Source organism: Actinoplanes sp. CA-252034, assembly GCF_050956125.1.
Classification (GTDB): domain Bacteria; phylum Actinomycetota; class Actinomycetes; order Mycobacteriales; family Micromonosporaceae; genus Actinoplanes.
This window is the reverse complement of sequence record NZ_CP191846.1, coordinates 9984752-10003172: the sequence shown is the minus strand read 5'-3', so window position 1 is coordinate 10003172 and position 18421 is coordinate 9984752. Positions and strand designations below refer to the sequence as shown.

General features: G+C 68.1%; 19 protein-coding genes. 16 read left to right on the top strand and 3 right to left on the bottom strand.

Going from position 1 to position 18421, the window contains the following annotated elements; genetic code table 11:
• Positions 1–5: 5 nt before the first annotated feature.
• Together ACQPZW_RS45175 and ACQPZW_RS45170 are read right to left on the bottom strand one after the other, a co-directional pair.
• A complete protein-coding gene (locus ACQPZW_RS45175) occupies positions 6–1391 on the bottom strand; it encodes a hypothetical protein (protein ID WP_433792142.1) in 1386 nt (461 codons plus the stop codon).
• 163 nt (positions 1392–1554) lie between these two features.
• Complete coding sequence (locus ACQPZW_RS45170; protein WP_433792141.1) at positions 1555–1791, bottom strand: hypothetical protein; 237 nt, start codon at positions 1789–1791, stop codon at positions 1555–1557.
• 658 nt (positions 1792–2449) lie between these two features.
• Here ACQPZW_RS45170 and ACQPZW_RS45165 point away from each other — a divergent pair.
• The 15 genes from ACQPZW_RS45165 (at position 2450) to ACQPZW_RS45095 (ending at position 15688) form a co-directional block, all read left to right on the top strand.
• A complete protein-coding gene (locus ACQPZW_RS45165) occupies positions 2450–2719 on the top strand; it encodes a DUF6284 family protein (RefSeq protein ID WP_433792140.1) in 270 nt (89 codons plus the stop codon).
• Positions 2719–3822 (top strand): hypothetical protein, encoded by a 1104-nt coding sequence (locus tag ACQPZW_RS45160; protein WP_433792139.1) that lies wholly within the window; start codon positions 2719–2721, stop codon positions 3820–3822. The genes ACQPZW_RS45165 and ACQPZW_RS45160 overlap by 1 nt, the downstream gene beginning before the upstream one ends.
• Positions 3823–4017: 195 nt before the next feature.
• A complete protein-coding gene (locus tag ACQPZW_RS45155) occupies positions 4018–4710 on the top strand; it encodes an NUDIX domain-containing protein (RefSeq protein WP_433797824.1) in 693 nt (230 codons plus the stop codon).
• Between the two features lie 91 nt (positions 4711–4801).
• The gene (locus ACQPZW_RS45150) at positions 4802–4969 is read left to right on the top strand and encodes a hypothetical protein (protein ID WP_433792138.1); all 168 of its coding nucleotides are present in this window, start codon (positions 4802–4804) and stop codon (positions 4967–4969) included.
• Positions 4969–5118 carry a hypothetical protein gene (locus tag ACQPZW_RS45145; RefSeq protein ID WP_433792137.1) on the top strand — a complete coding sequence of 50 codons (150 nt, stop codon included), beginning with the start codon at positions 4969–4971 and terminating at the stop codon, positions 5116–5118. Before ACQPZW_RS45150 ends, ACQPZW_RS45145 begins: the two co-directional genes overlap by 1 nt.
• Entirely contained in the window at positions 5115–7331 is a 2217-nt protein-coding gene (locus tag ACQPZW_RS45140; RefSeq protein WP_433792136.1) for a cell division protein FtsK, read from the top strand. The genes ACQPZW_RS45145 and ACQPZW_RS45140 overlap by 4 nt, the downstream gene beginning before the upstream one ends.
• Before the next feature lie 142 nt (positions 7332–7473).
• Positions 7474–7722, top strand: a complete 249-nt coding sequence (locus ACQPZW_RS45135; RefSeq protein ID WP_433792135.1) for a hypothetical protein — start codon at positions 7474–7476, stop codon at positions 7720–7722.
• A gap of 11 nt (positions 7723–7733) precedes the next feature.
• Entirely contained in the window at positions 7734–8063 is a 330-nt protein-coding gene (locus ACQPZW_RS45130) for a hypothetical protein (RefSeq protein WP_433792134.1), read from the top strand.
• Positions 8060–8767: a MazG-like family protein gene (locus tag ACQPZW_RS45125; protein ID WP_433792133.1), complete on the top strand. Its 708-nt coding sequence runs from the start codon at positions 8060–8062 to the stop codon at positions 8765–8767. The genes ACQPZW_RS45130 and ACQPZW_RS45125 overlap by 4 nt, the downstream gene beginning before the upstream one ends.
• Positions 8764–9204, top strand: a complete 441-nt coding sequence (locus tag ACQPZW_RS45120; RefSeq protein ID WP_433792132.1) for a DUF4326 domain-containing protein — start codon at positions 8764–8766, stop codon at positions 9202–9204. The genes ACQPZW_RS45125 and ACQPZW_RS45120 overlap by 4 nt, the downstream gene beginning before the upstream one ends.
• Positions 9201–10892, top strand: coding sequence for a DNA cytosine methyltransferase (locus ACQPZW_RS45115; protein WP_433792131.1), 1692 nt, complete (start codon positions 9201–9203; stop codon positions 10890–10892). The genes ACQPZW_RS45120 and ACQPZW_RS45115 overlap by 4 nt, the downstream gene beginning before the upstream one ends.
• Positions 10893–11253: 361 nt before the next feature.
• Complete coding sequence (locus ACQPZW_RS45110; protein WP_433792130.1) at positions 11254–12210, top strand: bifunctional DNA primase/polymerase; 957 nt, start codon at positions 11254–11256, stop codon at positions 12208–12210.
• On the top strand, positions 12207–13040 hold the full coding sequence (locus tag ACQPZW_RS45105; protein WP_433792129.1) for a DUF7221 family queuine tRNA-ribosyltransferase-like protein: 834 nt from the start codon (positions 12207–12209) through the stop codon (positions 13038–13040). Before ACQPZW_RS45110 ends, ACQPZW_RS45105 begins: the two co-directional genes overlap by 4 nt.
• Positions 13037–14611 (top strand): hypothetical protein, encoded by a 1575-nt coding sequence (locus tag ACQPZW_RS45100; protein ID WP_433792128.1) that lies wholly within the window; start codon positions 13037–13039, stop codon positions 14609–14611. The genes ACQPZW_RS45105 and ACQPZW_RS45100 overlap by 4 nt, the downstream gene beginning before the upstream one ends.
• An 894-nt stretch (positions 14612–15505) precedes the next feature.
• A complete protein-coding gene (locus ACQPZW_RS45095; RefSeq protein WP_433792127.1) occupies positions 15506–15688 on the top strand; it encodes a hypothetical protein in 183 nt (60 codons plus the stop codon).
• Positions 15689–15705: 17 nt separating this feature from the next.
• Here ACQPZW_RS45095 and ACQPZW_RS45090 read toward each other — a convergent pair whose 3' ends face one another.
• Positions 15706–17166 carry a recombinase family protein gene (locus tag ACQPZW_RS45090; protein ID WP_433792126.1) on the bottom strand — a complete coding sequence of 487 codons (1461 nt, stop codon included), beginning with the start codon at positions 17164–17166 and terminating at the stop codon, positions 15706–15708.
• Between the two features lie 22 nt (positions 17167–17188).
• On the opposite strand from ACQPZW_RS45090, the gene ychF reads away from it, so the two are divergent.
• Complete coding sequence (gene ychF, locus ACQPZW_RS45085; protein WP_433792125.1) at positions 17189–18277, top strand: redox-regulated ATPase YchF; 1089 nt, start codon at positions 17189–17191, stop codon at positions 18275–18277.
• Positions 18278–18421: the final 144 nt, after the last annotated feature.

Genomic DNA, 18421 nt, shown 5'->3' with positions numbered 1-18421 from the left:
TTTCCCTAATCCGAATGAACCATTTCTGGGTGCTTTGATCGCAGCAGGTCCGCGAATGCTTTTACGGCAGGATGCTTGATGTGTCGTCCCCCTGTAAGGGAGCCGTAGAAGTCAGAGAGGTACCGGCCGTGACGACTCGACTGAAGCGACCCCGCTAGCTCGACCGACTGAGACGCGAGAGATAGTGCCTCATCTAGGTTGCCGTCCGCCAATGCGCCATCCGCGTGCACGATGCAGATAAACGACCGGGTTCTAGCAGGTGTTAGCTCTGGATCGATCGCCTGTGTGGCAAAAATCTGCGTCTGACGCGAGTGCCCCAGGTCCCTGAAGCAATGCGCTGCCTCACCGGCTAGTTCAAAGGCGTCGAAGTAGGAAATCCATTCTGGGTCATCCTCCTGTCGACGCCTCGCAAATTCCTGCTCTGCCCTGTTGAGGGCGGCGCCGCATCCCCGCGAATCGCCAAGGCTGGCGAGTGCACGAGCCTCCATCGCGAGGAACATTGCGTTCACTGTTGCGGATGCCCTTCCCGTGGTTGCGCTTTGAGCTGCCCGTGCAAAGTGTACGGCCTCATTGAAATTGCCGAGATAGTTTGCCTGATGGCTCAGGTTTGAAAGGATTTGCCCACCCATTACCGCGTCGTTGGCTTCACGGGAAAGCCGCAATCCTTGGACGAAGTATCGCTGCGCGGTGCCGTGTCGACCGGCGTCGTACGCATTCCATCCAAGCACCTCGGCAGCGTCTGCCGCCGCAGCAAACAATTCTTGCCGGGCAAGTCCTTTGTGACCGTTACGAAGCTCGGGCAGAATTTCGGATTTCCAGTAGGCCAGGAGCATTTTCCGGGTATGACCGCCACCGTACTGGAATTCGAGTTCTGTTAGGTTCCTGACTGTAGCTCGGATGCGTGCCGCGAGCCCTAGGCCAGCATCAAATTCGCTGGGTGAGGGTTCCCAGCTTGATGCCGCGAAGAGATAGCCCGTGATAATTCCGGGTGAGACCGTTGGATCCCATTGAGCCTTCGTGGCCAACGGGTAATCACCCATGTCGGCATCGGTAAGTCCTTCGAGAATATCTATCGCACGGGAGCTTTCCGGCAGATACCTCACGCCATCGAGAAGTAGATCTGCGCTCCCTGTCTGTGGCGAATCGAACCCGATCTCGGTCAGGGTCACGACCCGCCCTAGCTTGGCGCCAAGTGCAGCCGCTATGCAGCGAATGGTGTCCTCATGGGGGCGGGAGCCGTCCAGCCATCGCTTGACGGAGACGTGGTCGGGCGAGATGTCCAGACCGATCCGCCGGCCCTCGCCGCGTACGCGCACAGCAAGGCCTTTGTTGCTGACCCCGGCCAACTCCATTACGGCCGCTAGGCGTCGGTTGGGTTCCTTGGCTGCCACCTGGTTACCTCCCCTGTGCGGTAAGCACGCCCCACGTGTGCACCCTCGGGTGCACACGTGCACCCCCGCGTGCACCCTGCCGCCGCCTGCTCTGACCGGCTTCCCTTGTGGTGTGGCCAGCAAGCGGGCCGCACGAACGGGAGGCGCAGGGAATGACGACTAACTATGCACCAACCCGCTTGGGACCCGGTGCAGCAGGAGGCACGCCGTTCTCTCGTGCGATCTTGCGGATGTAGGTGCCAGTGAAGGGCGACAAGCGCTCCACCTCGGTGGGGCCGATGCCGCCCCGTAGAGCGGCTAGGACGGCCTGGATTGCCTGTTGGCGGGCATCCTCGTGAGCCGTTCCGGTTTGCTCGTACCGCTTCGTCGCGGCGATCAATGCGTCCCGTTCGTCAGCCATTAGAACAGAGTACCGCAGCCCTGTTGCGCATCTGAGAGTGCTCCATTACTCTGATGCGCAACGAGGTGCCGCAACTTAGATGTGGTTCTCGATAACTCCACAGAGGCGGTGTTGACCGAACCGCGTATCGCGAACCGGTCAGGTGCTCTACCTCCCGCTGGGAAGCGGGGAATGGACCAGGCGGCACCAGCAGTGCAGTGACGGCGAGCCCGTGAGCAGTAGTTACCTCGCATTGAGCCGCTTGGCGGCCGACCCCGGTAGGTCCCGGGTGAGCGTGGCGCGTGATCGGGGCACGGCTTCCTCATACCGCTCGGTGTTCCGGGGTCTGGTGGGGTGCCGGCCGTTGCTGTTCAGCGACGTTCCAGCCCGTGTGTGCGTGCGGTGGCCGGCCCTGGTGGGTCGGCCCCGGACGACGGGGCTTTCCGCACCGGATTCTCTAGTTCTCCGATCGAGTGCAAGGAGATACCGATGGCTTCCCTCGCCTCCGTCGTCCGGATTACCGCCCGCTCGTCCGCCGTCTGGCGTGAGTGCGCTGGCTGCACCGACCTTTCGGCGCTAGCGCCGAACGAGACCCACTGCAACGGCTGCCGTGCCGAGCGTCGCCGGGTTCCCGCCCGCCGCGCGCCGCGGGCCGCCTGACCTTCTGAAGGGCAAACTGATGAACGACTTCGACTTTGCTGGGCCGTCTGCGGCTGACCTGGCCGCGATCGAGGCGGAGTGGCCGCAGATTCAGGAGGATCTCTATCTGCTGGCCGATCCGGACGTGATCGATGCGCTGGTCGATGGCCTCGACGTCGCGGAGCTGGCGGCGATGACGGGTCTGGACCGGCGTCGGCTTCGCCGGGCCACGGCTCACACGCTGCGTGTCGTCGCCGAGCTGGCGCATCTCGCCCCTACCGGGCCGGACGCCGGTCGGGCGGTGGCGTGATGACCGATCTCACCGTCCCGGTCCTGGAGTTCTGGGCCGTCTACGCCGGGCCGCTGCTGCTGGCCGCGGGTGTGGCCGGCGTCGTCGCCCTGGCGTTGCTGGGGGTGTGGGCGAAGCGGTCGAAGAAGCCGCTGCGTCCGGTCGCGCTGGCCGTGAGCATGAACCTGGCGCTGCTGCTGAACGCCGAAGGCATGTGGGTCATCGCCACGGACGAGAAGGGCCTGAACCTGCCGCCGCTGTTCGCGGTGCTGGTGTTCGCGGTGTTCGAGATCTGTTTCCTGACCGCCACGAGTCTGGCGGCTGAGCAGTACCGGCGGACCACGGTCTACGGCGATGACGGCGCGATCGTCACGCCGGGCAGTCCGGGCCGGATGCTGTGGATCGCCGCGCTGATCGCCGCCCTGTCCGGGGTGATCGTCGCGTCGAACGCGGCCACCAGGACGGAGACGCTGCTGCGTCTCGCGGTGCCGTGCATCATCTTCCTGATGTGGTGGGCGGCGCTGACCGCCGCCGGGCAGAAGGTGAACCGGTCGCGGTTCGCGTACTCGCCGCGCCGCCTGGCGGAGCGCTGGGGCTGGCTGATCCCGGACGACGATCCGGACCTGGTCGCGATGGCCGCCGCTCGGCAGGCCCGCCGGATGGTCGTCAACTACTACCGCGTCTCGGCGGGCCGCTGGCCGCGGATCTGGTGGCGCTCGCGTCTGCTGCGTGACGCCCGGACCGCCGGTGAGGACGTGGTCGCCGACGTGCTCGCCCAACTGGCCCGCACCCGTTCGGTCATGGACCTGCTAATCCCCGCCGCCGCCTCCGACACCGCCCCGGCTCTGCCCGCCGCCGACTCGGCACCGGCACTGCCGCCCGCACCTGTCCCCGCCACTGCCGTTCGCAAGACCCCGGCGAAGCGGGTCACTCCGCGTCCGGCGTCGGCGGAGAAGGTGGCCAAGGCCGCCGCGAGGATGCCCGGCGCCACGGTGGCACAGATCGCCGCGAAGGCCGGAGTCAGTGAGCGGACCGCCCGCCGCTATCTGCCGGATTCCGCCGCCACCGTGGCGGCACCATCTGCCCCGGTTCCTGCGCAAACGCCCACTCTCGCCGCCGCCTGACCCGACCACCCCTGAAGGAGCACCAACACCGTGCAGAGCTACGACGAGATCTACCGCGAGCTTCACTCGATGCGCGCCGACCTGTGGGCGCTGACCGGCTGGGCCGAGACGGCGCTGAACAACGACCAGCACGACCGGCAGCTCATCGCCGAACACCTGGTGTGCGCCGCCGCCGCGCTGCTGGAGCGCGAGCCGATGCCGGTCCCGCCGTTCCCAGCCGCCGCCGGTGTGACGTTCACCCACCCCGACGTGCTCGCCGCCGCCGCGGCCGGCGAGTCATGGGCTGACCCCGAGACCGACCCCACCCGCATCAACTGGACCCGGCGGCTGTACACCGCGGCGATCCCGTTCGAGCTGGTCGACGGCCGACCGGTCAACCCGTGCGAGACCACCAAGGTCCGCTACGGCCGCAACGAGCTCGGCCACTGGGGCGAGCAGGTGTGCGCCGATGCGCTGGTCACCTTCACCGATCGGGCCGGACGCCGGTGGGCGCTGATGATCGAACGCTCCGACGGCCACGGATGGGCACTACCCGGCGGCTACGTCGACCCCGGCGAGGACCCGGCCGACGCCGCCCGCCGGGAGCTGTTCGAGGAGACCGGCCTGGTCACCCGGACGCTGCTCACCCGCATGGACGCGCCGAAGTACGTGCCGGACCCGCGCGCCAGCGATGAGGCGTGGATGGTCACCTTCCTGACCCGCATCGACCTGGGCGCCCTCGCCGATTTCCCCGAGATCGAGGCCGCCGACGACGCCGTCCGTGCCGCGTGGGTCCGCGCCGACAACGTCGACATCCTCGCCGTCTACCTCGCCGACGTGCACCACGGCGAGATCTTCCGCGCCCACCGCGACCTGCTCACCGACGCCCTCGGCCCCATCGCCTACTGACTCCGCCCGACGGTCCGGCCCTCTACCGCCAAGCAGACGCCGGACCGCCGGTCACCCCACCAGCCGCAAGGACCTTCAGGAGGTCACCAGTATGTCAAGCAACGTCATGGGCGCCGGGAACCGTCCCTACCTGGGCCGCTCCGCCTCCGAGATCAAGGCCGACCAGGACCGTGCGCGGGCCGAGGACGCCCAGCGCAACCGCACCGCCGCCGCGGCCGGCCGCGACCGCCGCTCGATCGGTAACGGCGGTGGCCGCTGATGCCGATCTGGGCCGTCTTCGCCGCCCTCGCCGCCCTGTTCACCGTCCTCGCCGTCAACGAGCCCGGCTGGCTTCGGATCATCGCCGCCGTCTCGTTCGTCGTCGCCGCGATCGCCGCCCACCGCGCCCGGAAGGACTCGAATCGATGAGCGACCCCACCCCGGAGAACTTCGACTGGACCCAGGCCGAGGCCGAGATGTCCGACGCCGAGGTCGTGGACCTGGATGCCGCCCGCGCCCGCCGCACCTTCGACCCGGCCGCCAACCGCACCGAGACCGAGGCCGACCTCGACGACGCCGAGGACGGGCCGGTGCTGGTCGACAGCATCGCCGCCCAGCGCCGGCCGCGGTTCTCCCTGGCCGCATTCCGCGACGCCGAGCGGGTGCCGATCATCCCGTCGTGGCTGCGCTCCGGCACCGAGTTCGGCAAGAACGTGGCGTGGGCAACCGGATTCGGCGCCCACTCGCTCGGCTTCCACCTGCTCCGCACGCCGGTGTACGCCGGGAAGCTGGCCGTACGGGCGCCGCGCGGGTTCGGCCGGGCCTGCAAGGGCTACAACCGGTGGCTGTGGGACCTCGAAGGTGAACCGGTACGTCAGTCGGTGGTCCGGGCGGCGATCGACAAGCCGGAAGAGGCCAAGATGTACGACCGGCTGACCAACAAGCGCGACCGGCGCGTCCGCTGGCGCGGCATGATCACCGTGTTCCTCGTGGTCGCGTTCGTGCTGGCCGTCGGCGGTCTGATGCTGGCGCCGGCCGTCGCTCAGTACGCGGCCCTCGCCGCGCTGCTGCTGGTGTTCGGCATCGTGGGCGCTCCGGCGGACAAGCCGCTACTCGGCACGGCCGTGGTGCGGCACGACGCGGCACCGCTGACCAGCGCGGAGGTGTTCATCGCCCTCGCCGCGCTGAACATCAAGGGCATCAACGACGCCATCCGCCGCGGGGACGACGGTAAGCGCTGGTTCCCGGCTCCGATCCAGCGGGAGAACGGGGTCGGCTGGCGCTGCGAGGTCGAACTGCCGCGCGGCGTGACCGCCTCGACGGTGGTCGACAAGCGCGAGGAACTGGCCGCCGCGCTGACCCGCCCGCTGGGGTGTGTGTGGCCGGAGGTCAACGCCGAGGAACACCCCGGACGGCTCGTGCTGTTCGTCGCCGACAAGGACATGTCCAAGGCGAAGCAGAGCGCGTTCCCGCTGGTCAAGTCCGGAACGGTGAACCTGTTCAAGGCCGCACCGTTCGGCACCGACCCCCGCGGTGCGCTGGTCACGCTGACGCTGATGTTCGCGTCGATGATCGTCGGTTCGATCCCCCGGATGGGCAAGACGTTCGCCCTGCGGTTGGTGCTGCTGATCGCCGCGCTCGACCCGCGGGCGTGGGTGCTGCCGTTCGACCTCAAGGGCACCGGCGACCTCAGCCCGTTGGAGCCCGTCAGCCACCGCTACCGGGCCGGCGACGAGGACGAGGACATCGCCTACGACCTGGCCGCGATGCGTGAGATGCGCACCGAGATGCGGCGCCGGACCAAGGTGATCCGGGAGCTGCCGCGCGACCTGTGCCCGGAGAACAAGGTCACCGACGAGCTCGCCAACAACCGCAAGCTGGGCCTGCACCCGATCGTGATCGGCGTCGACGAGTGCCAGGTGTGGTTCGAGCACCCCAAGTACGGCGACGAGTTCGAGGAGATCTGCACCGACCTGGTCAAGCGCGGCCCGGCGACCGGCATCACGCTGGTCCTGGCCACCCAGCGCCCGGACGCCAAGAGCCTGCCGACCGGCATCAGTGCGAACGCGGTGCTGCGGTTCTGTCTCAAGGTCATGGGTCAGACCGAGAACGACATGGTCCTCGGGACGTCGTCGTACAAGAACGGCATCAAGGCGACCATGTTCTCCCGCCGTGACCGTGGCATCGGCTACCTGGCCGGTGAGGGCGACGACCCGGTGATCACCCGTACGTTCTTCATCGACGCCCCCGGCGCCGAGGCCATCGTCAAGCGCGCCCGCACGCTGCGGGAGAAGGCGAACAACATCACCGGCCACGCCGCCGGTGTCACCCTCGACACCACCGCCGTGCGCCGCGACACGATCCTCGAAGACGCGGCCGCGGTCATGAGCGACAAGAAGCCGAAGCTGTGGACCAGCGTGCTGGTCACCCTGCTCGCCGAGCTGCGGCCGGAGATCTACGCCGACCTGACCGCCGACCAGCTCCGCGCCGCGCTCAAGGCCCACGACGTCAAGCCGGGACAGGTGTGGGGCGCCGACCCGGACACCGGCGAGTCCGGCAACCGGCAGGGCTTCACCCGCGACCACATCCTCAAGGCCCTCACCGACCGTGACGGCAACGGCGGGCGCGGCAAGAGCAAGTAGCCCGCGGATCGGTCCTAGGTCTAGGACCCCACCCCTCCTAGACCTAGGACCCCTCCTAGAACCGAATCAGATACCTGATCAGCGCCCTAGTTCCTAGGAGTGCTGCCCCCTCGCACCCGAAAACCGGCCCTGGAGGCAATCCGTGACCACCCTCGTGCTCCTAGCCACCCTCACCGCCGTCGGTTACGCAGCGTTCTACGCCGTCAACTGTGCGATCTTCCCGTTCGGCCGCTGCCGCCGCTCGCGCTGCGAGGGCGGACGCGTCTACTCCCGTGCCAACCGCAAGGTCTTCCGCGAGTGCCGCCGCTGCGAGGGCACCGGCAAACGCGTCCGCATCGGACGGCGCCTCTACGAGTACCTGCGCAGCGAACAGAAGGCGGGCAACCGGTGAAGGCGCGCACCATGGCCCGCATTCAACGGCGGACCACCGATCACCCCGACTGGTGCACTCGCGACCACCGGTGCGGTATCGACACTCACCGGTCGCCGGACATCGTCGTCGACGCCACCGGCGCCCGCGGGATCGTCACTCGCGTCCGGGCCGGGGACCGCGACTACGCCGAGATCACCATCCGCATCCGCCTCGACCACCGCGACCCGATCGCCGTCCGACAGGTCGGCCTCACCCTGCACCTGATCCGACGGCTCATGAACGCCGTCACTGCCTTGCGCCCCGGCACCCTCGCCACCGGCGCCCACCGTCCCGCCCTCGACAGGAGGCAAGCAGCATGACCACCCCGACGATCACCGACGCCGCTCGACGTATCTCCGCCCAACTCGCCGCCCGCAGCAATCCGGAACTGGCCGGTCTGCCGCAGACGCTGTGCCAGGCCCTCAAGGTGCAGGAAGAGGCCGGGGAGATGGCTCAGGCCGTCATCGGCGTACTCGGCCAGAACCCGCGTAAGGGCGTCACCCACACCTGGTGTGACGTGGTCAACGAGGCCATCGACGTTGCCATGTCCGCGCTGGTGCTCGCCGAGACCATCCAGCCCGGCCAACTCGATGCGACACTCGCCGACCGCCTCGACTACCTGCGCCGCCGAGCCGCTGGTTCCGGTGCCCCGGACAGCGACCACACCCCGGCGAGCACGCCGGACACCAGCGGGCAGGCCATCCACGCCGACCTGCGCCCGCTGGCCGACTTCCTCGCCGCCAATCCCGACGTCCGTGGGGACATCAGCCACTGCGTGTTCGCCGACGGCGACCAGGCCGGGATCGCCGAAATCACCCGGCTCGCCGCCGCCCTCGACGTCGCCGTCACCGACCACCGCGGGAAGCCGCCCACCGGCGACAGCACCCACTTCTACGCTCAGCGCACGTTCGGCCGGGTGTCCTTCCAAGCCAGCTACATCACTGACGCGTGCATGGCCGACCACGCCGCTCGAACCAGCTACATCAGCAACGTCCACGTCGACAAGACGGCGGTGGCTGCATGACCACCCGTATGAGCACCCGGATCCAGCGGCGCCGCACTGCCGGTTGGCGGATGCCCGCAGGTGCCGTCTACGTCGGCCGGCCCACCCGGTTCGGCAACCCGTTCCCGGCCGACTACTTCGGCCGGGAGCAGGCGGTGACCCTGTTCCGCGAGTGGCTGTCCGGCGGTGACCACCTCGGATACGCCGACGCTGGCCAGCGTCGCTGGGCGATTCTCGACGGCCTGCCGGAGTTGGCCGGCCGGGACCTGGCGTGCTGGTGCCCGCTCGATCTGCCGTGCCACGCCGATGTGCTGCTCGAACTCGCCGCCGCGAGCCTCTGTGCGTCCTGCACGAGCACGACCCCGGCCGACCGCGGCGTGATCGACGACGGTGACGGACCAGCCTGGTGCGATAACGCGTGGCACGATCACACCACTGCCGGGGCGGTGGCGCGATGACGTTGACGGTGGCGGACTACTTCTGCGGTGCCGGCGGATCGTCGTCCGGTATGGAGCAGGTTCCCGGGGTGCGTGTCCGGATGGCCGCGAACCACTGGGACCTGGCCATCCAGACCCACAACGCGAACCTGCCGCACGCCGACCATGACGTCGCGGACATCGCCGCGATCGACCCGCGGCGGCACCCGAGCACGGATATCGGCTGGTTCTCGCCCGAGTGCACCAACTGGTCGGTCGCGCGCGGGAAGAAGGTCGACTACGACGGCAGGCCGGTGCAACTCGCCCTGGGTGAGGAGTACCAGGAGCCGCTGCCCGACGAGGCCGCTCAACGCTCCCGGATGCTGATGCAGGACGTCCCCCGGTTCACCGAGGTCCACCGATACCGGGCGGTGCTGGTGGAGAACGTCACGGACGTTCTGATGTGGGAGCACCTCGACGAGTGGCTCGCCCGGATGGACAAACTCGGCTACGACCACCACGTTCAGGTTCTCAACTCGGCGTTCGCTACCGGCCTCGGTCCGGGTGCCCCGCAGCTCCGCGACCGGGTGTACTTCGTGTTCTGGCGCAAGGAGTACCCGCGGCCCGACTTCGCGAAGTGGACCCGGCCGCGCGCCTGGTGCCCGTCCTGCGGGGACGTGCGGGCGGTCATGGTGGTCAAGCCGGGTAAACGCCGCGCCATGCGCTACGGCCAGCAATATCACTTCCGCTGCCCGTCGGTGGGCTGCCGGGGCGCCCGGGTTCAGCCGTACGTCCTGCCCGCGGCCTCCGCGATCGATTGGTCGATCGCGGGTCAGCGGATCGGTGACCGGGCCAAGCCGTTGCAGCCCAAGACGGTCGCCCGGATCGAGGCCGGGCTCCGCCGCTACACGCAGCCGGTGACGTTGGAGGCGGCTGGCCACACGTTCGAGCGGCGCCCGGGTGTCCGGTCCTGGCCGGTGACCCGGCCGTTGACGGCGCTGCACACCACGGCGTCGAAGGCGGTGGCGTGTCCGCCGATGCTGGTGCCCTCCGGCGGTACGTGGAACGACGCCGCTCAATCGGTGACCATGCCGATGCGGGCTCGGACGACGCGGGAGACCGAGGCGTTGCTGGTGCCGGTGGAAGGGCGGGAGGGCAAGCAGGCCCGGCCGATGTCGGCGCCGTTGCGAGCTCAGACGGCGCGGCACGAGAACGCGCTGGTGGTGCCGCTGCGCAACAACGGTGTGGCCAAGCCCGCCGGTGAGCATCCGCTGTTGACGTTCGCCGCGGGCGGCACCCACCAGGGGCTGCTGATGCGCAACCAGACCGCCCGCGGTGACCAAGGACAGATGTCCACGCCACTGGACGAGCCGATGCGCACCGTCCTGGCCGACGGACCGCGGCAGTCTCTGATCGGCTGGGGTCACGCGCTGATGCCCTACGACGCCCGTGCGTTGCGGCCGTTGGACGCACCGCTACCCGCTCAGACCACCATCCAGGGCGACGCGCTGCTCGGCACGGCGATCGCCGTGCAGGACTGCACGTTCCGGATGCTCGCCGTCGACGAGATCCGGGCCGGCATGGCGTTCGAGCACGGCTACGTGCTGCTCGGCTCCAAGCGTGAGCAGGTCCGGATGCTCGGCAACGCCGTCACGCCACCCGCCGCCCGCGACCTGGTGGCCGCCGTCGTCGAGGCCATCACCGGCGACTCGTTCGACCTCGCGGCATGACCGGCGCCCACCCGGCCGCGCTGGTGTGCGCGGCCGGGTGCGGCATCCCGCTACATCCGGCCGCAGCCGTCGGCGGGCATACCACCCATCCCGGATGCGACCCCTCCGCCCGGCCGACCGTCGGGCGGCGGGTGATCCGGTGGGTGTGTCTGCCCTGCGGCGCCAACGGACAGGCCGACACCGCACCGCACGCGGGCCACCTGTTGTGGGTGCACGACGTGTTCGCCTGTCCGGCCGCTCCGGCGATCAGCCCCGACGAACGCGCTCTGCGCACGGCTCGGCGCCGTGACCTGTCCGACCGCTACCCCGACCAGGCTCCGCCCTGGCCGCCGCCCGCCCGCTCCGATCCTGGAGGACAACCATGCTCGAACCCGGCCCGCTGCGGGCCGCCGCTCTCGGCCACGCCGCCCGCGGCTGGCACGTCTTCCCGCTACGTCCCGACAACCGGCCCCACGACCCGGACCACCCGAAGAAACCCGCCTTCCCTGACCACGCCGAAGACCGCTGCCCCCGCACCGATCCGCGCTGCCAAGCTGGGCACACCGGTTGGGAACCCCGGGCCACCTGCGACCCGGCCCGCATCGAACGGGCGTGGCGCATCCCGTACAACATCGGCATCGCCTGCGGCCCTGCCCGGCTTGTGGTGATCGACCTCGACACCCGCAAACCCGACGCGGAACCCCCGCCCGGACACGAGCACTACCACCACGGCATCGACGTGTTCACCGACCTGTGCCACCAGCACGGACAACCGGTACCCGACGACACGTACACCGTGGGCACCGCCAGCGGCGGCCGGCACCTGGTGTTCCAGCACCCGACGGACGGGCCGCCGCTCCGCAACACCCAGGGCGACCGGGGCGGACTCGGCTGGCTGATCGATACCCGCGCGCACGGCGGCTACATCGTCGCCGCCGGATCCACCGCCTGTGGACGGCCATACCGGGTGGTGCACGGCCGGCGCCCGATCGTGCTGCCTGGCTGGCTCGCTGCCCTGCTTCGCCCCGCCGAATCGGCCGCGCCGCGCAAGGTGGTGGGCAATTTCTCCGCATACAGGCGGGATGCGTACGTGCGGGGCGCTGTTTACCGCACCCTCGACAAGCTCGCCGAAGCCCGGGAGCCGGGCCGTAACAACGCGCTGTTCGTCGCCGCTGCGACCCTCGGGCAGCTCGCCGCCGGTGGCGCCCTGACCGAGGCAGAGGTGTACGAGGCACTCACCCCAACCGCCCTCGGAATCGGGCTGAGCGACCGGGAGGCCGAACGGGCCATCCGCTCCGGCCTGAGCGCCGGGGCACGCCGCCCGAGGCAGGTCGCATGAGGACGCTGCGGTTCTTCCTCGGCAGTCACCACCCGGCATGGCTTGCCACCTCACCGGTGCCGCTGTTCGTCTCCGACCGCCGGTTGCGGCGTTACCGCAGGTTGCCGCGGGCGGCACAGCCGTGGGCCGCAGACTCCGGCGGGTTCACCGAACTGTCGATGAACGGCACGTGGGATCACGGGCCGACACCCGCCGAATACATCGACCGCGTACGCCGCTACCACCACGAGGTCGGGATGCTGGCATGGGTGGCGCCGCAGGACTGGATGTGCGAGCCGTTCATCCTCGCCCGCACCGGGCTGACCGTGGCCCGGCACCAGCAGTTGACGGTGGACAACTACCTGAGGTTGCGGGACCTGGCCGTCGATGCCGACCTGCCGCCGGACCTGGTGACCCCGGTCGTGCAGGGCTGGCAAGCCGATGACTACCTGCAATGTGTCGACCTCTACGCCCGTGCAGGTGTTGACCTCAACGGTGTGCCACTGGTCGGGGTGGGGTCGGTCTGTCGCCGCCAGTCCACCGATGATGCCGGACGGATCCTGACGAACCTGCACAGCGTCGGTGTCACCCGCCTGCACGGGTTCGGGTTCAAGGTCCAAGGGTTGCAGCGCTTCGGCGCGCTGCTGGCCTCCGCCGACAGCCTCGCATGGTCCTACGCGGCGCGTCGGCAACCGCCGCTAACGGGCTGTACCGGTCACATCAACTGTGCGAACTGCCCCCGGTTTGCCTACCGCTGGCACCACCGGCACATCGTGCCGCTGCTGGCAGCTCGCACAGCGGCGTGGATCCAGCCGTCGCTGTTCACCACCACGGAAGGAGTTGCGGCATGACCGACACCGGGAACGGACGACGGCGGGTCAAGGTCGGCACCGGCCCGGAGACGATCCGCGAACTGAAGACGACCCTGCTCGATGGGCTGCTCCCGGCAACGTACGTGTCGGCCGGGGAACTGGTGCACATGGAGACCGTGTCTGGCGGGTTGACCGGGGCCGCCGATGAGGACTCGCCGCTCCCGGTCGCCGCGTCCGGCCTCAACCCGGCGATGCTGGCTGGCCTACTGGCCGAACACGCATTCGCGTACCGGATGAAGACCCGCAAGAACGACGCCGGGGAACCGGAGACCTACGAGGAGGAGTGCACCCCCGCACGGGAAGTCCTGGCCGCCGTGCTGGCCGCGAAGACCTGGCCCGGCCTGCCCGCCCTGCGCGGCATCATCGGCGCCCCGGTGCTACGCCGGGACGGCACCCTTTTGCAGCAGCCCGGTTACGACCCGGCGACCGGGCTCTACCTGGCGTCGAAGGTCGATCTGCCGCAGGTCCCCGACGCGCCGACCCCGGCCCAGGTCGACAAGGCCCGGCGGTTCCTGACCGGCCGGTTCCTCGCCGATTTTCCCTGGTCGTCGGAGGCGGACCGGGCCAACTATGTGGCGCTGCTGGTCACGCCGATCCTGCGGCACTTCACCCGGTCGCTGACGCCGTTCGCGCTGATCGACGCGACGATGCCCGCATCCGGCAAGACGATCTTGACGGCGGGGCCGGGCATGCTCTACGGCCAGCGGGTCATGCCGTGGGCCTACGCCGATGAGGAACTCCGCAAATCGATCACGGCCGTACTCGCGGAGCAGGTCGGGGTGGTGATCTGGGACAACCTCGCCGAGGGCACCGTCATCGACTCCGCCGTGCTCGCCCAACTGGTAACCACCGGGGTGTGGTCGGATCGGCAGCTCGGAGCGTCGCGCAACGTCGCCACCGTCAACGACCGGCTCTGGATGGCCACCGGCAACAACCTCCAGGTCGGCGGGGACATGGCCTCCCGGACCGTGCGGGTGCACCTCGATCCGAACATGCCCCGCCCCGAGTCCCGCGATCAGTCGGGGTTCGGGATCCCGCACCTCGATCAGTGGATCACCGTCACCAAGAATCAGCACATCGTGCTCTGGCACCTGCTCATCCTGGTGCTCGACTGGACGCGCGCCGGCGCACCCCGCGCCATCGGAGTCTCGATGCGCCAGTTCACCCCGTGGGCACAAGCCTTAGGCGGGTTCCTGCATCACCATGGCATCGGCGGGTTCCTCACCAACATCGAGGACGTCAGAGCCAACGACGATGACGAAACCCGCTGGCGCGGGTTCCTGTCCTGCTGGCACACCAAACACGGCGACAAGCCGATGTCCGCCGCCGAACTACGCCGCGACGCCGAACCGATGCACCTCGGCTCCGACATCCACGACCCGTGGGACGGCCAGTTCATCACCACCCAATCCGGGCGCCTACCCAACCCCTTCCACCTCGGCAAACTCCTGACCGGTCAGAACGGCAGGTGGCGTGGTGACTACGTGCTCCGCGCCGAGAGGTCCCCGAACGGCGACCGGAACATCTTCCGCGTCCAGAAAGCCGAGTGACCTCAAAACCGCTAAATCAACTCCGCAACTCCGGAACGCCGGGACAACAGGACCGTCACCAGGGAGAACAGTCTCCGGAGTTGGGAAATCCGTAACTCCGGCCAACTCCGCAACTCCGGACGATCTTGAGGCCGTTGATCTCCGGAGTTGCGGAGTTGGCCGGAGTTGAGTTCAGGCCAACTCCGCGCCCTAAAACCGCAGGTCAACGACGGCACCCGGAGTTGCGGAGTTGATTTAGCGGTTTCCCCCCGCCACAACGATGCCCGCGAGACCGGCCCGCTGAGAGCCCCTGAGGCAAACCCGCCCATGGGCTATCCCTCAGCTACCCGAAATCTTGGCCCCACGGCGCTCCCAGCGGCCCGATCTAAGCCGTTCCACCGGATTGGCCCGGCCACTGTCCCTCGAACACCTCTCGCGTGCAGAACGGGCGCACAGGCCGTTCTGGGCGTTCATCTCTTGTGGGAGGAGCGAACCATCCACACCTCCGAACAGCATGAACAGGCAGTCTTTGCCGTAGCCGACCTGAGTCAGGACGCGCACCTAATGAGGCGGATCCTGCTCGATGTTGCTGGCTACATGCCGAATCGCCTAGTTCTTGTCAGCCGTCATGTCTGCGATCGAGCTGGCAGGGCATGCCGGGGCGTGGCCAGCACACTGGACAATCTGGAGGGCATTGATCGCGTCACTGTGTTGCTGCCATCCGGACGCACTAGCGCGGCGCCCTGCATGGCGACATCCGATCTCAGTTGGTCGGAAGGACCGTATGACCCGGCGCCGGGCTGGCGCATCCTCCGAGTAGACGTGCCGGACCGTTCCTACGCAGGCGCGACAGCGATCCGGTTAGCCCGTCGCCTCCGGATGAATGTGATAGTTCCGGGAATGCATCGAACAGTCATGATCGGTGAAACCTCAGGTGTTCGCGGCGAGCGGCAAAGCCTGTGGGGGCTGGAGATGACCAGTGCCAAAGGGAGGCGCGCTAGCTTTGTCGTGATCGGCCCGGACGGCACCAAACCTCGGATCGTTTACTCGGATGCGGATTCCCACGTGTGCAATATCGCTCGACGCCGCGCGGCGTGACCGCTTCCGGCGTTTAGTCATGGCAGATTCAGGCGCGTCCGGAGATCCTCCGGGATGTTGAGGTCGACGGCTTCCGGTTCCACCGACGCGGTGATGCCTGCAGATTCGAGCAGTTCACGCCTACCGGGCTCGTCGGCTAGCCAGCGATCCCGGTAGGTCGTCCCCGTCTCCTTGTACGTCCATCCGGCAGGCCTTGTGGGGATGGCCTCCAATTCGGCGATGCGCCTTTCCATGGCCGCAACCTGTTCAGTGAAGACGCTGAGTGCTGCTTCGGTTTTCAGCGTGGTGACGGTGCGGGCAAGCACCGAAAGACCTACCCGCGTCTCTTCGAGTTCCTGAGAGGCGTCATTGCCGGGGTCGAATTCACGGATCATCACCGGCAGGTCGCCGATGTGATGAAGGACCGCATCGGACAGGGCCGCCTCGACCCATGCGGCGTTTGAAGTGGCCCTGAAGGTGCACTTTCCGGGGCCTAGCCTACGTGTCTGTGCGGCGATGCATCGGTAGTAATCGGCATGTGTGGCCTTCGCTCCGCGTTGGCGCGTGAGATTTCCGCCGCATCGTGCGCATTTCAGAACGCCGAGGAAAGGGTTCGCATCCTTGCGAAGCGGCGCACGGTCCTCCTTGGCATTTAGCCGGCCGATCGCCGCCTGCCATTCGGTGACGGTGACAAGAGGTTCGGCGCGTTGGACTGGAGCACCATCGGGGGTTAGCACTGGTTCGCCGTCCTCCACGGCGTATCCGAGACGGGAGGGCGACCGGACGATGTGTGCAACCGAACTCGCACTCCAGTATTTGAGGTCCCTGTCCTTGCGGCCCATGAGTTGGTCGGCTCGGGTCTTCGACGACGGAATGCCGCGTTCGTTGAGGTCGTGGGCGATGGTGCCAGGCCGTTCACCGGCGATGACCCGCCGGAAGATTTCTTTCACGGTCGGCGCCGAATCAGGGTCGACGACCAGAAGGCGCCCACCGGTCTCCGGGTCCGGCGCCGGCATGTAGCCGTAGGGGATTGATCCGCCGTGCCAGCGGCCCACCCGCCGCAGGTGTGCTTTCGCGTTCTTGATGCGCTCCTGGGCGATGCTGGCCTCAAGCTCGGCGAAGACACCGGCCAGGACGATCATTGCTCGGCCCATGGGCGTGCTCGTATCGAAGTGCTCAGTCGTCGATATGAGAGTCTTGTCGTGCTTCTGGATCCAGTCCAGAAGTTCCGTGAGGTCAGACGCCTTGCGGACGATGCGATCGAGACGCCAGACAAGGATGCGATCGAAGGTCTCCGGCGCGGACAACCAGGGCGCGAGAGCCTTGCGTTTGAACGGTGAGACCTTGAGGGCGGAGACGCCGATGTCCTCTGCCCACCCGACCATCTCGCCACCGGTCGATGCACTCTTGGCCGTGACCATGTTTCGCTGTCTGAGCGGACTCGTAGACTCGTCGTGATAACTCGACAGGCGGATGACGCCCAGGTCGCGATAGGCCATGCCGGAAGGGTACTGCGTTCGTATGTCTTCTCTCACCATCGGAATCGTCGGCCTGCCCAACGTCGGCAAGAGCACCCTGTTCAACGCACTGACCAAGAACGACGTGCTCGCCGCGAACTACCCGTTCGCGACGATCGAGCCCAACGTCGGCGTGGTCGGGCTGCCGGACGAGCGGCTGGGGAAGCTGGCCGAGCTGTTCGGCAGCGAGAAGATCCTGCCGGCGCCGGTGAGCTTCGTCGACATCGCCGGCCTGGTCCGCGGCGCGTCCAAGGGCCAGGGCCGTGGCAACGCGTTCCTTGCGAACATCCGTGACGCGTCGGCGATCTGCCAGGTGGTGCGCGCGTTCTCCGACCCCAACGTGCTGCACGTCGACGGCAAGGTGTCCCCGGCCGACGACATCGAGACGATCAACACCGAGCTGATCCTCGCCGACCTGCAGACGGTCGAGAAGGCGCTGCCCCGTCTGCAGAAGGAGGCGAAGCTCAAGAAGGAGAAGGCGGCCACGGTGGCCGCTGCCGAGGCCGCGTTCAAGCTGCTCAACGACGGTGTGACCCTCTACCAGGGCGCCGCAGCCGCCGGCATCGAGCTGGAGCTGCTGGCCGAGCTGCACCTGCTGACGACGAAGCCCTTCCTGTACGTGTTCAACGTCGACGAGACCGAGCTGGGCAACGCGGCGTTCCTCGACGAGCTGCGTGCCCTGGTCGCTCCGGCCGAGGCCGTCTTCATGGACGCGAAGATCGAGTCCGAGCTGATCGAGCTGGACGAGGCCGACGCGCTGGAGCTGCTCCAGTCGACCGGTCAGTCCGAGCCCGGCCTCAACCGGCTGATTCGGGTCGGCTTCGACACGCTGGGCCTGCAGACCTACCTGACGGCCGGCCCGAAGGAGGCCCGGGCCTGGACGGTCCCGGTCGGCGCGACCGCTCCCGAGGCGGCCGGTGTCATCCACTCCGACTTCCAGCGCGGTTTCATCAAGGCCGAGATCGTCAGCTACGACGACCTGGTCACCGCCGGTTCCATGTCCGCCGCCAAGGCCGCCGGCAAGGTCCGCATGGAGGGCAAGGACTACATCATGAAGGACGGCGACGTCGTGGAATTCAGATTCAATGTCTGATTCCGGTTCAACGTCTGCCGCCTAGGCCGTGCGTGGCACTTTTCCTACTCGTTGACACACTAGGGCTATGAGCGAAGCGGTATTCCGCATCGGGGAAGGGCCGGCGACGCGGGTCAGCCTGTCGCTGCCGGAGGGAACTGCTGA

What these genes read in the sequence shown, in the direction of transcription:
- ACQPZW_RS45125 (WP_433792133.1), top strand. Translation starts at nt 8,060, where the DNA reads ATGACCACCCCGACGATCACCGACGCCGCTCGACGTATCTCCGCCCAA.
- ACQPZW_RS45145 (WP_433792137.1), top strand. Translation starts at nt 4,969, where the DNA reads ATGCCGATCTGGGCCGTCTTCGCCGCCCTCGCCGCCCTGTTCACCGTC.
- ACQPZW_RS45095 (WP_433792127.1), top strand. Translation starts at nt 15,506, where the DNA reads ATGATCGGTGAAACCTCAGGTGTTCGCGGCGAGCGGCAAAGCCTGTGG.
- ACQPZW_RS45110 (WP_433792130.1), top strand. Translation starts at nt 11,254, where the DNA reads ATGCTCGAACCCGGCCCGCTGCGGGCCGCCGCTCTCGGCCACGCCGCC.
- ACQPZW_RS45170 (WP_433792141.1), bottom strand. Translation starts at nt 1,791, where the DNA reads ATGGCTGACGAACGGGACGCATTGATCGCCGCGACGAAGCGGTACGAG.
- ACQPZW_RS45105 (WP_433792129.1), top strand. Translation starts at nt 12,207, where the DNA reads ATGAGGACGCTGCGGTTCTTCCTCGGCAGTCACCACCCGGCATGGCTT.
- ACQPZW_RS45100 (WP_433792128.1), top strand. Translation starts at nt 13,037, where the DNA reads ATGACCGACACCGGGAACGGACGACGGCGGGTCAAGGTCGGCACCGGC.
- ACQPZW_RS45150 (WP_433792138.1), top strand. Translation starts at nt 4,802, where the DNA reads ATGTCAAGCAACGTCATGGGCGCCGGGAACCGTCCCTACCTGGGCCGC.
- ACQPZW_RS45120 (WP_433792132.1), top strand. Translation starts at nt 8,764, where the DNA reads ATGACCACCCGTATGAGCACCCGGATCCAGCGGCGCCGCACTGCCGGT.
- ychF (WP_433792125.1), top strand. Translation starts at nt 17,189, where the DNA reads ATGTCTTCTCTCACCATCGGAATCGTCGGCCTGCCCAACGTCGGCAAG.
- ACQPZW_RS45115 (WP_433792131.1), top strand. Translation starts at nt 9,201, where the DNA reads ATGACGTTGACGGTGGCGGACTACTTCTGCGGTGCCGGCGGATCGTCG.
- ACQPZW_RS45165 (WP_433792140.1), top strand. Translation starts at nt 2,450, where the DNA reads ATGAACGACTTCGACTTTGCTGGGCCGTCTGCGGCTGACCTGGCCGCG.
- ACQPZW_RS45090 (WP_433792126.1), bottom strand. Translation starts at nt 17,166, where the DNA reads ATGGCCTATCGCGACCTGGGCGTCATCCGCCTGTCGAGTTATCACGAC.
- ACQPZW_RS45130 (WP_433792134.1), top strand. Translation starts at nt 7,734, where the DNA reads ATGGCCCGCATTCAACGGCGGACCACCGATCACCCCGACTGGTGCACT.
- ACQPZW_RS45155 (WP_433797824.1), top strand. Translation starts at nt 4,018, where the DNA reads ATGCCGGTCCCGCCGTTCCCAGCCGCCGCCGGTGTGACGTTCACCCAC.
- ACQPZW_RS45160 (WP_433792139.1), top strand. Translation starts at nt 2,719, where the DNA reads ATGACCGATCTCACCGTCCCGGTCCTGGAGTTCTGGGCCGTCTACGCC.
- ACQPZW_RS45140 (WP_433792136.1), top strand. Translation starts at nt 5,115, where the DNA reads ATGAGCGACCCCACCCCGGAGAACTTCGACTGGACCCAGGCCGAGGCC.